9 protein-coding genes are annotated in these 13,454 nt (G+C 69.3%); 4 read left to right on the top strand and 5 right to left on the bottom strand.

Features of this window, described 5'->3' with window-relative positions:
- Positions 1-2 precede the first annotated feature (2 nt).
- Positions 3-1,208, bottom strand: a complete 1,206-nt coding sequence (locus tag ACIQU4_RS30435; RefSeq protein WP_403737387.1) for a site-2 protease family protein — start codon at positions 1,206-1,208, stop codon at positions 3-5.
- Between the two features lie 186 nt (positions 1,209-1,394).
- On the opposite strand from ACIQU4_RS30435, the gene ACIQU4_RS30430 reads away from it, so the two are divergent.
- Together ACIQU4_RS30430 and ACIQU4_RS30425 are read left to right on the top strand one after the other, a co-directional pair.
- Positions 1,395-2,321, top strand: coding sequence for a RecB family exonuclease (locus ACIQU4_RS30430; protein ID WP_403737385.1), 927 nt, complete (start codon positions 1,395-1,397; stop codon positions 2,319-2,321).
- A 65-nt stretch (positions 2,322-2,386) separates the two neighbouring features.
- A complete protein-coding gene (locus tag ACIQU4_RS30425; RefSeq protein ID WP_054226139.1) occupies positions 2,387-3,061 on the top strand; it encodes a response regulator transcription factor in 675 nt (224 codons plus the stop codon).
- 113 nt (positions 3,062-3,174) lie between these two features.
- Here the strand turns inward: ACIQU4_RS30425 and ACIQU4_RS30420 are convergent, their stop codons facing one another.
- From ACIQU4_RS30420 to metH, 4 genes are all read right to left on the bottom strand, one after another.
- A complete protein-coding gene (locus ACIQU4_RS30420) occupies positions 3,175-4,761 on the bottom strand; it encodes an ABC transporter substrate-binding protein (RefSeq protein ID WP_403737383.1) in 1,587 nt (528 codons plus the stop codon).
- Between the two features lie 94 nt (positions 4,762-4,855).
- Positions 4,856-6,460 carry an ABC transporter substrate-binding protein gene (locus ACIQU4_RS30415; RefSeq protein WP_403737380.1) on the bottom strand — a complete coding sequence of 535 codons (1,605 nt, stop codon included), beginning with the start codon at positions 6,458-6,460 and terminating at the stop codon, positions 4,856-4,858.
- Between the two features lie 480 nt (positions 6,461-6,940).
- Positions 6,941-7,642 carry an HAD family hydrolase gene (locus tag ACIQU4_RS30410; protein WP_403737378.1) on the bottom strand — a complete coding sequence of 234 codons (702 nt, stop codon included), beginning with the start codon at positions 7,640-7,642 and terminating at the stop codon, positions 6,941-6,943.
- A 115-nt stretch (positions 7,643-7,757) separates the two neighbouring features.
- Positions 7,758-11,270, bottom strand: coding sequence for a methionine synthase (metH, locus tag ACIQU4_RS30405; RefSeq protein WP_403737375.1), 3,513 nt, complete (start codon positions 11,268-11,270; stop codon positions 7,758-7,760).
- Positions 11,271-11,522: 252 nt separating this feature from the next.
- Between metH and ACIQU4_RS30400 the strand changes: the two genes are divergently transcribed.
- Together ACIQU4_RS30400 and ACIQU4_RS30395 are read left to right on the top strand one after the other, a co-directional pair.
- A complete protein-coding gene (locus ACIQU4_RS30400; RefSeq protein ID WP_403737372.1) occupies positions 11,523-12,290 on the top strand; it encodes an IclR family transcriptional regulator in 768 nt (255 codons plus the stop codon).
- A 316-nt stretch (positions 12,291-12,606) separates the two neighbouring features.
- The gene (locus ACIQU4_RS30395) at positions 12,607-13,389 is read left to right on the top strand and encodes an MIP/aquaporin family protein (RefSeq protein ID WP_403737369.1); all 783 of its coding nucleotides are present in this window, start codon (positions 12,607-12,609) and stop codon (positions 13,387-13,389) included.
- The last annotated feature ends 65 nt before the right edge of the window (positions 13,390-13,454 follow it).

The raw sequence follows: 13,454 nt of genomic DNA, 5'->3' as shown, positions 1-13,454 counted from the left end.
CTTCAGGACTGGGGCCGCGCCATGGCCTTCACGAAGGCCTTCTCGACGTCCAGGGTGGACAGGACGCCGTAGATCTCGCCGCCGGGTTCGAGTACGAGGTATTCGGTGGCGGGGGTGGCGCGGAGGTGGTCGAGGAGTTCCTCGCCGGAGAGTTCGGCGGAGACCTTCATTCCGTCGGTGAGCTCCTGGGCGAGGGTGCTGACGGCGACCCAGGGGCGGCGGTGTTCGGGGACGGAGGCGATGGCGCTCTCGCGGACGATGGAGAGGGGGTCGCCGTGGCCGTCGACGACGACGATGGCGCGGGCGCCGTGGGCGTTGGCGCGGCGCAGGGCCTCGGAGAGCGGGGTGGCGTTCTCGACGGGGACGGCGCGCCGGGTGAGGGTGCGGGCGCGCAGTTCGGGGAGGTGTTCGCGCAGGCGGGCCATGCGCAGGCTGTTGCCGGCGCCGGTCCAGATGATGGCGGCGAGGATCGCGGCGAGCAGGGCGTCCATGACGGTGTTCATGCCGGTCGACTCGATGGCACCCGTGCCGGTGCCGAGGATGCCGGTGTGGGTGAGCACCGGGAGTCCGATGAGGACGGCGACGGCGAGGCCGCGGCCGACCCAGGCGGCGGCGACGGTGCCGGTCATGGGTTTGCCGGTGATGCCCCAGATGACGGCGCGCAGCATGCGGCCGCCGTCGAGCGGGAGGCCGGGGAGCAGGTTGAACGCGGCGACGAGCAGGTTGGAGATCATCAGGCCGGCGAGGAGCACGCCGGGGACGCTGGCCGGGTCGACGAGTTCCATGCCGAGGTAGAAGGCGCCGGCGAGGAGGAGCGAGAGGAGGGGGCCGACGAAGGCGAGGACGAATTCGCGGCCGGGGGTCTCGGACTCCTTCTCGATCTCGGAGACGCCGCCGAAGAACTGGAGCTGGATCCGGCGCACGGGCAGTTTGAAGCGCAGTGCGGCGACGGTGTGGGCGAGTTCGTGGACGAGGACCGAGGCGTAGAAGGCGACGGCGAAGAAGAGGGAGACGAGGTAGCGGGCGGGGCCGAGGTCGGGCAGGACGCGGTCGAGCTGGTCGCCGAAGACCCAGGTGATGAGGGCGGCGACGAGGAACCAGCTGGGCGAGACGTAGACGGGCACGCCGAAGGGGCGGCCCATGAGGATGCCGCCGCCCGGTCCGGAGCGCTTGTCTGCGCGCTCGCCGGTTTCGTCGGTGTCTGGCACGGCTGTCCTTCGTTCGGTGCTGTCCGGCGGGTTGCGGCCGGCGGTGCTCTCAGTGTGGTGCAGGTGCACGTCGGATGCGGGGCGGGGTGTCCTGTGGCGCGGTGTGATGCTCCGATCATGCAGTGCGAGGGGCCCGTCGTCGATGGTATGCGCGCGCTGTCGGTGGCGGGTCGTAGGGTTTTGTCCATGACGACGAGCCCCGGTCCGGTTCCTGGCGCAGCCGATGCCGACGCAGCGCCGCGCGCTGTGGCGCCTTCTTCGCTCTCCCCTTCGCGGGCGAGCGATTTCATGCAGTGCCCGCTGCTGTACCGGTTCCGGGTGATCGACAAGCTGCCGGAGAAGCCGAGTGCGGCGGCGACGCGGGGCACGCTGGTGCACGCGGTGCTGGAGCGGCTCTTCGACCACCCTGCGGTGGAGCGGACGGCGCCGCGGGCCAAGGCGCTGATCCCGGGGCAGTGGGACCGGCTGCTGGAGTCGAAGCCGGAGCTGGTGGAGCTGTTCCCGGAGGGTGATGAGGGGGCGGGGCTGGCGCGCTGGCTGACGGAGGCCGAGGCGCTGGTGGAGCGGTGGTTCACGTTGGAGGACCCCACGCGGCTGGAGCCGGTGGAGCGGGAGTTCTTCGTGGAGACGGAGCTGGAGTCGGGGCTGCGGCTGCGCGGGATCATCGACCGGGTGGACGTGGCGCCGTCGGGCGAGGTGCGGATCGTCGACTACAAGACGGGCAAGGCGCCGCGGCCGGAGTACGCCGAGGGCGCGCTGTTCCAGATGAAGTTCTACGCGCTGGTGGTGTGGCGGCTCAAGCAGGTCGTGCCGCGGCGGCTGCAGCTGGTGTACCTGGGCAGTGGGGACGTGCTGACGTACGACCCGGTGGTCGCGGATCTGGAGCGGGTGGAGCGCAAGCTGCTGGCGCTGTGGGAGGCGATCAAGGAGGCGACGGAGACGGGTGAGTGGCGGCCGCGGCCGACGAAGCTGTGCGGCTGGTGCGATCACCGGGCGGTGTGTCCGGAGTTCGGCGGGACTCCCCCGGTGTATCCGCTGGTGGTCATCCCGAGGCCCGGGGCCGAGCCGGGAGCGGGGGCCGGGCCCGGGGCGGGCCGCCCGGAGGAATCCTGAGCGGCGGATCAGGGCAGAATGGGCGGCGTCCGTCGATGCCGCCGTACGAATACGAGGTACCCCCCGTGGCGATCCGTGTCCTGCTGGTCGACGACCAGCCGCTGCTGCGCACCGGTTTCCGGATGATCCTGGAGGCCGAACAGGACCTGGCGGTCGTCGGCGAGGCCGGGGACGGTCTGCAGGCGCTGGACCAGGTACGGGCGCTGCAGCCCGACGTGGTGCTGATGGACATCCGGATGCCGCGGATGGACGGGGTGGAGGCGACCCGGCAGATCACGGGTCCGGGCCGGGACGGGCCGGCGAAGGTGCTCGTGCTGACCACGTTCGATCTGGACGAGTACGTGGTGGAGGCGTTGCGGGCGGGGGCGAGCGGGTTCCTGTTGAAGGACGCGCCGGCCGTTGAGCTGGTGCAGGCGATCCGGGTGGTGGCGGGCGGCGAGGCGATGCTGGCGCCGAGCATCACGCGCCGGCTGCTGGACAAGTACGCGGGGCACCTGCCGTCGGGCGAGGAGAGCGTGCCGGACACGCTGGGCACGCTGACCGAGCGGGAGGTCGAGGTGCTGAAGCTGGTGGCGCGCGGCCTGTCGAACGCGGAGATCGCGGCGGACCTGTTCGTCAGTGAGACGACGGTGAAGACGCACGTGGGGCACGTGCTGACGAAGCTGGGACTGCGCGACCGGGTCCAGGCGGCGGTGTACGCGTACGAGAGCGGTCTGGTGCGGCCGGGCGCGGGGCAGTAGCGCGCGGGGCATTGGCGCGCGGGGCAGTAGCGCGCGGGGCACGCCCTGAGCAGGCCGAAGGGGCCGGCAGCCGCATCGTGCGGCTGCCGGCCCCTTCGCCGTACCGGGTCGGGTCAGCCCTTGCTGATCTCCCAGAAGCGGAAGACGGTGGAGGCGTCCAGCGACCACTGCAGGCCGGTCACGTTCTGGCGGGTGACGGCGTACTGCTTGCTCTGCCAGAGCGGGAGCAGCGGGATCTCGTCGGCGACGATGTCCTGGAGGCGGTTGTAGTCGGTGTTGGCCGCGGTGCGGTCGGACTTGGCCGAGGTCGACGGGATGATCGTCCCGCTGATCTCCTTGTTGTCGTAGTTGTTGTGCACGACGTTGTCCGGGCCGAAGAACGGCTGGGTGAAGCTGTCGGCGTCGGGGTAGTCGGGGACCCAGCCCTTGACGTACACGCCGTACTTGCCGTCCTGGATGTCCTTCTCGTACTGCGTGAACTCGACGGACTTGACGTCGGCCTCGAAGAGTCCGCTCTCGTTGAGCTGCTTGGCGATGAGCTGGAACTGCTGGTCGGTGGAGGGGCCGTTGCGCGTCGTCGTCGAGTACAGGGTGATCTTCACCTTGTCCTTGATGCCGGCGGCGCGCAGGACTGCCTCGGCCTTCTTCGGCTGCGGGCTGCCGCCGTAGCGGTCGAAGAAGGCGGTGTTGTGGGAGGCGATGCCGGCCGGGACGATCGAGTAGAGGGAGGTCGTCGTGCCGTCGTAGACCTCCTTGACGATCGCTTCGCGGTCCACGAGGTAGGCGATGGCCTTGCGGATCGGGAGCTTGCCGGCGACCGGGTCGTTCATGTTGAAGACGAGGTGCTCGACTTCGGCACCGGTGCCCTGGACGACCTCGACGTTGTGGTCCCCGGTCTTGGTGGAGGACAGGGCGGCGATGTCCTTGGCGGCGAGGCCGCGGAAGGCGAAGTCGACGTCGCCGCCCTCCAGGACCTTCTTCAGGCCGGCCTGGTCCCCGTTGAAGAACTTGAGCGTCACGCCGGTGTTCTTCGCCTTGGCCTTGCCGCTGTAGTTCTCGTTGACGGAGAAGCCGGCGCTCTTGTCGTTGAACGAGTCGAGCTTGTAGACGCCGGAGCCGACGGCCTTGTTGTCGGTCCGCAGCTTGTCCGCCGGGTACTCGCTGTGGTCGACGACGGAGCCCGCGCCCGAGGCGATCTTGCTGGGGAAGGTCGCGTCGGAGGTCTTCAGGCGGAAGACGACGGTCTTGTCGTCGGGGGTGTCGATGCCGGCGATCGACGAGAGCATCACGGCCGGGCCGTTGTCGTCGTTGATCTTCAGCGTGCGCTCGAAGGAGTACTTGACGTCCTTGGAGGTGAGCGGGTGGCCGTTGCTGAACTTCAGGCCGGCGCGCAGGGTGCACTTGTAGAGCTTGCTGTCGCCGCCCTCGAAGTTGCAGCTCTGCGCGGCGTCGGGCTCCGGCGTGGTGCCGCCGCCCTTGGGGAAGGCCAGCAGGGACTGGAAGACGTTGTTGAAGAGCAGCCAGGATCCGGCGTCGTAGCCGGAGGCGGGGTCGGTGGACCGTACCCGGTCGGATATGCCCATGACCACGCCCTTGCCGCCGCCGTCGGCGGTGGGGCTGCCGGTCGAACCGCAACCGCTGAGCAGTGCGGCGGCGGTGGCCGCGCCGAGCGGGGCCGCAAGCCATTGGTTACGTTTCATCACGCGAACGTCCTTCACAGTCAGTCGAACTGTTTCGTTGCGCCGGCCTGCGACACCCGCCGCCGGTACTGCCGGTACTGCCGTACTGCCGGTCTCAGCCGCTGACGCCCCGGCCGAGTTCCCACAGCTGGAGGTCGGAGATGGCGTTGACCGACCACTCCACTCCGGTGATCCCGTCGCGTGCGGCGACGTACTGCTTGCCCTGCCACAGCGGCAGGACGGGCACGTCCTCGGCGACGATGTCCTGCATCTCCGTGATCGCGGGGACGGCGACGTTGCGGTCGACGGCGCGCCGGGATTCGGGGATGAGCTTGGTGCGCACCGCTGCGTTGGCGTACGGCGTGCCCAGGAAGTTGTCCTGCTCCAGGAACGGGGCGAGGAAGTTGTCGGCGTCGGGGTAGTCGGGGAACCAGCCGAGCCCGTAGGCCGCGTAGTCGCCCTTCTTCTGCGCGGGCCGGAAGTCGGACCAGTCGGAGCCCTGGACGGTGACGTCGAACAGCTGGGTGGAGTTCAGCTGGTTCTTGAGGGTCTCGAACTCGGTGGCCGTGCCGTCGCCGTAGTGGTCCTTGGTGTAGTTCAGCGTCAGCTTGACCGGGGTCTTGACCCCGGCGGCCTTCAGCAGGTCGGCGGCCTTCGCGGTGTTGGCCTCGCCGTACTTGTTGAAGAACGAGTTGACGTGGCCGGGCACGGAGCTGGGGACCAGCGAGTACAGAGGCTGCGCGGACTTGCCGTAGACCTTGTCGATGATCGCGTTGCGGTCGACGGCGGCGGCGAGGGCCTGGCGTACGGCCTTGTCCTTGACGGCCGGGGCGTCGGTGTTGAAGCCGATGTAGCGGATCTCCAGGCCGGGCAGCGGGACCAGCTTGACGCCCTTGGGCGGCTTGGCGGCGAACTCGGCGATCTGGGCGGGCGACAGGGTGCGGGAGACCATGTGGACGGATCCGGCGGTGAGGGCCTTGCCCATGGCCGCGGAGTCGTCGAAGGTGCGCAGTTCGACCTTGTCGTTCTGCAGCTTCAAGTCGCCCTTGTAGTTCGGGTTCTTGCTGAAGACGGCCCGGACGAGGTGGTTGTCCTTGACCTCGGCCTTCATCGTGTACGGGCCGGAGCCGTCGACGGCGAAGCCCCCGCGGAGCTTCTTGGCGTCGTAGTTCTTCTCGCTGACGATGCCGGCGGCGGGGGTGGAGAGCTTGTACGGGAAGGTCGCGTCCGGGGTCTTCAGGTGGAAGACGACGGCGTCGGCGGACTTCACCTCGACGGTGTCGAGGGTGGAGAGCAGCGAGGAGGGGCCGTTCTCGTCCTTGATGGCGAGGACGCGGTCGATGGAGAACTTGACGTCCTTGGCCGTGAGGGGCTCGCCGCTCGCGAACTTGAGGCCGGAGCGCAGGGTGCAGCGGTAGCTCTCGTTGCCCGTGTCGGTGAAGCGGCAGTCGGAGGCCGCTTCGGGGACGGGCTGGCCGCCGCCGCGGGGGGTGTGCATCAGCGTCTGGACGGTCTGCCGCAGGACGTTCCAGGCGCCGGCGTCGTACGCGTAGGCCGGGTCGAACGGTGCGGGAGCGTAATCGGCCGCCTCGAACCGGTCGGTGGTTCCGACGACGATCACTCCGGATCCCGCTGCGCCTCCACTCGTGCTGCCGCAGGCGGCGAGCGTGGGGGTGAGCAGTCCGGCCGCGGCCGTCAGCACCAGGGTCTTGCGGTTCATGCTGGAAGTACTCCCTTGACCGGCACTTGCTCAAAGCGGCGTAAAGGGCACTTCGCGGCGGTCGCCCGTTCAGGGCGGAACGATCGGGCCGGTGTTGTGACGATCGGTCCACGCGGTTCCGGCACATGGGTGTGTGTCCGGGACAGCAGAGGTGCGGCGTAGTGCCCGCGTCGACATTAGTGGTCTGGGAGGGGATGGCTTGAACTGGCAGGACTTGGGGCGTAATCGCACGGTGATGGGTGCGGACTGCCTGTCCATGTGCTGGTCATCGCAGATTCGGTCAGGAGCTGATCAATCCGGACACAAGGGCAGGTTTCCAAGCCCCCGGACAGGTCCGTCGGGGGCTTGGCGGGTGACAAAGGTCACCCACTACAACTGCCACGGAAAGGATGGAATTTCAGCCTCCAGGCCATGGAACGGAAGATCCTTCCGTGGGACCTCGGTCACACCGCCATTCCGTTCGGCACTGAGCGTATGCGATCAGTTCATCGGAGTGATGAGGGAGCGCAGGAACGGAAGGTCCACGTCCTCCAGCGACCGGACGATCGTGCGGCCGGGCGCGGGCGCGATCACGCCGACGGAGGGCACGGCCACGACCCGGCAGCCGGCGGCCTCGGCGGAGGCGACGCCCGTCGCGGTGTCCTCGATGACCGCGCAGCGCGAGGGGTGGGCGCCGAGGGTGCGGGCGGCGAGCAGGTACGGGTCGGGGTGCGGCTTCGTACGGGACACCTCGTCGCCGGCCACGCTCAGCGCGAACCGCTCGGGGCCCAGCGTGCGCAACACCCGGTCGATGACGCGGCGGTGCGAGGCGGAGACGAGGGCGGTGGGCACGTTGTGCCGGGCCAGCTCGGCCAGCAGCCGCTCGGCGCCGGGCATCAGCGGGACCTGATCGGCGATCCGCGCCTCGAAGCGCTCGTTGAGCAGGACGCTCAGCTCCGAAAGGGTGATGGCGGCGCCGGTGGACTCGATGAGGAAGGCGGCGCTGCGGGTCATCGGCCCGCCGACGACGACATCGCGCCAGGACTCGTCGAGCCGGTGGCCGAGCTCACCGAAGACGCCCACCTCGATCTCCCACCAGAAACCCTCGGTGTCGACGAGGGTGCCGTCCATGTCCAGCAGCACCGCCTGCAGGGCATGCCCGTCGGCCGTACGGGCGACGGGCGCGGGAACGGTGCTGGTCATCCGGCACACACCTCTCTCAGGGGACGAGAAGGCCGGCCGCCTCTTCCCCATGGGCATTCCCCCGGGGAACAGGCGACCGGCCTGTATGGGACCGACAAGTGTACGTCGGTCCGCGTCAGCGTGCGTTGAAATACTTCGCTTCGGGGTGGTGGATGACGATCGCGTCGGTGGACTGCTCCGGATGGAGCTGGAACTCCTCGGAGAGGTGGACGCCGATCCGCTCCGGCTGGAGGAGGTCGGCGATCTTGGCGCGGTCCTCCAGGTCGGGGCAGGCCCCGTAGCCCAGCGAGAAGCGGGCGCCGCGGTACTTCAGGTCGAACATGTCCTGGACCGCGGCCGGGTCCTCGCCGCCGAATCCGAGCTCGGCGCGGACGCGGGCGTGCCAGTACTCGGCCATGGCCTCGGCCAGCTGGACCGACAGGCCGTGCAGCTCCAGGTACTCGCGGTACGAGTCGGACTCGAACAGCTTGGCCGTGGCCTCGCCGATCCTCGAGCCGACCGTGACCACCTGGAGGCCGACCACGTCGGTCTCGCCGGACTCCTCCGGGCGGAAGAAGTCGGCGAGGCACAGACGCCGGCCGCGGCGCTGGCGCGGGAAGGTGAAGCGGGTCCGCTCGTTGCCGTCGTCGTCGAGGATGATCAGGTCCTCGCCCTTGGACACGCACGGGAAGTACCCGTAGACCACCGCGGCCTCGAGCAGGTTCTCGGTGTGCAGCTTGTCGAGCAGGCCGCGCAGCCGCGGCCGCCCCTCGGTCTCGACGAGCTCCTCGTACGTGGCCCCGCCGGCGCGGGCCTGCTTGAGGCCCCACTGGCCCTTGAACAGCGCGCCCTCGTCCAGCCAGGAGGCGTAGTCCTTCAGCGGGATGCCCTTGACCACGCGGGTTCCCCAGAACGGCGGGGTGGGGACGGGATTGTCGACGGCCACGTCGGAGCGGCCGCCCTTCTCCTCCGGCTCGTCCACCTGGAGGACCGGAGTGTCCCGCTTGGCGACGCGGCGCTGCTTGAGCTCGGGCAGGGAAGCCCCGGGGACGCCGCGCTTGACGGCGATCAGGGCGTCCATCAGGCGCAGGCCCTCGAAGGCGTCGCGGGCGTAGCGGACCTCGCCCTCGTAGATCTCGTGGAGGTCCTGTTCGACGTAGGCGCGGGTGAGGGCGGCGCCGCCGAGGATCACCGGGTAGTCGGCCGCCAGCTTGCGCTGGTTGAGCTCCTCCAGGTTCTCCTTCATGATCACGGTCGACTTCACGAGCAGGCCGGACATGCCGATGACGTCGGCCTTGTGCTCCTGTGCGGCTTCGAGGATCGCGGAGACCGGCTGCTTGATGCCGATGTTCACGACGTTGTAGCCGTTGTTGGTGAGGATGATGTCGACGAGGTTCTTGCCGATGTCGTGGACGTCGCCGCGGACGGTGGCGAGCACGATGGTGCCCTTGCCCTCGTCGTCGGTCTTCTCCATGTGCGGTTCGAGGTGGGCGACCGCGGTCTTCATGACCTCGGCGGACTGGAGGACGAACGGCAACTGCATCTGGCCGGAGCCGAAGAGCTCGCCGACGACCTTCATGCCCTCCAGGAGGGTGTCGTTGACGATGTCGAGGGCGGCGCGGTCCCGCAGGGCCTCGTCGAGGTCGGCCTCCAGGCCGTTCTTCTCGCCGTCGATGATGCGGCGCTGGAGCCGCTCGTCGAGCGGGAGCGCCATGAGCTCCTCGGCGCGGCCGGCCTTGAGGGACTTGGTGTTGACGCCCTCGAAGAGGGCCATCAGCTTCTGGAGCGGGTCGTAGCCCTCGGCGCGGCGGTCGTGGATCAGGTCGAGGGCGGTGCCGACCTGCTCCTCGTCGAAGCGCGCGATGGGCAGGATCTTGCTGGCGTGGACGATCGCCGAGTCCAGACCGGCCTTGACGCACTCGTCGAGGAAGACCGAGTTCAGCAGCACGCGGGCGGCCGGGTTCAGGCCGAAGGAGATGTTGGACAGGCCGAGCGTGGTCTGGACGTCCGGGTGACGGCGCTTGAGCTCGCGGATGGACTCGATCGTCGCGATGCCGTCCTTGCGGGACTCCTCCTGGCCGGTGCAGATGGTGAAGGTCAGCGTGTCGATGAGGATGTCCGACTCGTTGATGCCCCAGTTGCCGGTCAGGTCGTCGATCAGGCGTTCGGCGATGGCGACCTTGTGCTCGACCGTGCGGGCCTGGCCCTCCTCGTCGATGGTCAGCGCGATCAGTGCGGCGCCGTGCTCACGGGCCAGCCGGGTGACCTTGGCGAAGCGGGAGTCGGGGCCGTCGCCGTCCTCGTAGTTGACCGAGTTGATGACGGCGCGGCCGCCCAGCTTCTCCAGGCCCGCCCGGATCACGGGAACCTCGGTGGAGTCCAGGACGATCGGCAGCGTCGAGGCCGTGGCGAAGCGGCCGGCGAGCTCCTTCATGTCGGCGACGCCGTCGCGGCCCACGTAGTCCACGCAGAGGTCGAGCATGTGCGCGCCCTCGCGGATCTGGTCGCGGGCCATCTCGACGCAGTCGTCCCAGCGGGCGTCGAGCATGGCCTCGCGGAACTTCTTCGAGCCGTTCGCGTTCGTCCGCTCGCCGATCGCCATGTACGCGGTGTCCTGGCGGAACGGGACGGTCTGGTAGAGCGAGGACGCGCCGGGCTCCGGGCGGGGCTCGCGGACGGCCGGGCTGAGCTCGCGGACCCGCTCGACGACCTGGCGCAGGTGCTCCGGCGTCGTACCGCAGCAGCCGCCGACGAGGGAGAGCCCGTACTCGCGGACGAAGGTCTCCTGGGCGTCGGCGAGCTCGGGGGCGGACAGCGGGTAGTGCGCGCCGTTCTTGCCGAGGACGGGCAGGCCGGCGTTGGGCATGCAGGAGAGCGGGATGCGCGCGTTGCGGGCCAGGTAGCGCAGGTGCTCGCTCATCTCGGCGGGGCCGGTGGCGCAGTTCAGGCCGATCATGTCGATGCCGAGCGGCTCCAGCGCGGTGAGCGCGGCGCCGATCTCGGAGCCCAGCAGCATGGTGCCGGTGGTCTCGACGGTGACGGAGCAGATCAGCGGGACGGAGACGCCGAGGGCCTCCATGGCGCGCCGGGCGCCGATGACGGAGGACTTGGTCTGCAGGAGGTCCTGGGTGGTCTCGACGAGCAGGGCGTCGGCCCCGCCGGAGATCAGGCCCTCGGCGTTGACCTGGTAGGCGTCGCGGATCGTCGCGTAGTCGATGTGGCCGAGGGTGGGCAGCTTGGTGCCGGGGCCCATGGAGCCGAGGACCCAGCGCTGCTGCCCGGTCCTGGCGGTGTACTCGTCGGCGACCTCGCGGGCGATGCGGGCGCCGGACTCCGACAGCTCGAAATTGCGTTCGGGAATGTCGTACTCGGCGAGCGCCGCGAAGTTCGCACCGAAGGTGTTGGTCTCGACGCAGTCCACGCCCACCGCGAAGTACGCGTCGTGGACCGAGCGCACGATGTCGGGGCGGGTGGCGTTCAGCACCTCGTTGCAGCCTTCGAGCTGCTGGAAGTCCTCCATGGAGGGGTCCTGCGCCTGGAGCATCGTTCCCATGGCTCCGTCGGCGACGACCACGCGGGTCGCGAGCGCCTCTCGGAGGGCATCGGCCCGGGTCTGGGTGTCAGCGGGCGGGTTAGGCAACGAGGCCATGGGTCTGCTCCCTGGGATGCGACGGCTGTCGGCTTTGCACCCTCGCTGTGTCAAGGGTGCACGCGGTCAGGGTAACCGCGCGGCACCGGACCCGGTGAGGCTGTCCCACGTGGCGGACTGCATTCTGTGCGCGGGGGTCTGCCAGGGGTGTCCTGGTCGACGGAGGCCTGAACAGTTGCCCAACCATGCACAAGGTCGACATGGACCGATACTGTTCAGCATTGTCGAACTACGTCAGCAGGAGGCTGCGCGATGGCACGGAACATCCAGTCGCTCGAACGAGCCGCTGCGATGCTGCGACTCCTGGCGGGCGGCGAGCGCCGGCTGGGCCTCTCGGACGTGGCCAGTTCCCTGGGCCTGGCCAAGGGGACGGCCCACGGGATCCTGCGCACGCTGCAGGCCGAGGGCTTCGTGGAGCAGGACCCCGCCTCGGGCCGCTACCAGCTGGGCGCGGAGCTGCTGCGCCTGGGCAACAGCTATCTGGACGTGCACGAGCTGCGCGCCCGCGCGCTGGTCTGGACGGACGATCTGGCCCGGGCGAGCGGCGAGAGCGTGTACGTGGGCGTGCTCCACAACAGTGGGGTGCTGATCATGCATCACGTGTTCCGCCCGGACGACAGCCGCCAAGTGCTGGAGGTCGGTGCCATGCAGCCGCTGCACTCCACGGCCCTGGGCAAGGTGCTCTCCGCGTACGACCCGGTCGCCCATACGGAGGCATTGGAGGCGGAGCGCGAGGCGTTCACGCCCCGGACGGTCACCGACGGCGCGGGCTTCGAGGAGATCCTCGACCTGACCCGGGCGCGCGGCTGGGCCGCGGACGTCGAGGAGACCTGGGACGGCATCGCCTCGGTGGCGGCGCCGATCCACGACCGGCGCCGGATGCCGGTGGGCGCGGTGGCGGTCGCGGGGGCCGTGGAGCGGGTGTGCGGGGAGTCCGGGGAGCCCCGCGCGAGCCTCGTGGCGTCCGTACGGGACTGCGCGCGCGCTGTTTCACGCGATCTCGGCGCGGGCCGGTTCTAGGCCCCTTCCAGCACATTCTCGGCCACTCCCTGGCCGCTTTCTGACCTCTTTTCGTCATATCTCGGCCATCTGGTGGCTGGGTTTGGGTGATCGTACCTAGTGGTAACGATCCGACACTTTGGCCTGGCCAACCCTTGACGCGTTCTTCACCTGGGATGAAAACTGCCGTTCATCGGTCGGCATTGTCGAACACCTACCGGCAATACGCGTTAGGGTGTGGCAAGGCCATGGACCGGTGAACCACTCACCGAGTGCGCGGACCACCGGACGGGACCCGGTTCCGCACACCCCTGGACGTAAGACAAAGGAGTCGCGGGTGTCCAGCTCCGACATCTTCATCGGCGAGACCATCGGTACCGCCCTGCTCACACTGCTCGGTGGTGGCGTCTGCGCCGCCGTGACGCTCAAGAGTTCCAAGGCCCGGAACGCAGGCTGGCTCGCGATCACGTTCGGCTGGGGTTTCGCCGTTCTCATCGCCGCCTACGTCTCCGCTCCGCTCTCCGGCGCGCACCTCAACCCGGCGGTCACCGTCGGCCTTGCGATCAAGAACGGCGACTGGAGCGACACACCGGTCTACTTCGCCGGCCAGCTCCTCGGCGCCATGCTCGGCGCGGTCCTCATGTGGATCACGTACTACGGACAGTTCCGGGTGCACCTCTCGGACCCGGAGCACATCCGTGACGCCACGCTCGGCCCCGAGGACCCGCACCCGCACGACCAGGCCGGCCCGGTGCTCGGTATCTTCTCCACCGGCCCCGAGATCCGCAACGTCGTCCAGAACCTGACGACCGAGATCATCGGTACGTTCGTCCTGGTCATCGCGATCCTGACCCAGGGCCTCCAGGACAACGGCAAGGGCCTCGGCGTCATCGGCGTCCTGATCACCTCCTTCGTGGTCGTCGGCATCGGCCTCTCGCTCGGCGGTCCGACCGGCTACGCCATCAACCCGGTCCGCGACCTCGGCCCGCGCATCGTCCACTCCCTGCTGCCGCTTCCCAACAAGGGCGGCTCCGACTGGGGATACTCCTGGATCCCGGTGGTCGGCCCGCTCGTCGGTGCCGCCCTCGCCGGTGGTCTGTACAACCTCGCGTTCGCCTGATCAGCACCGGCACGTATCGCAAGATCCGCACCGCCACCTGATTCCGCCTACCCAGACCTGCCAGG

Origin of the sequence: Streptomyces sp. NPDC090741, assembly GCF_044769045.1 — a bacterium.
Taxonomy (GTDB): Bacteria; Actinomycetota; Actinomycetes; order Streptomycetales; family Streptomycetaceae; genus Streptomyces.
The sequence above is the reverse complement of the archived record's forward strand: the minus strand, read 5'-3'. Positions and strand labels throughout refer to the sequence as shown.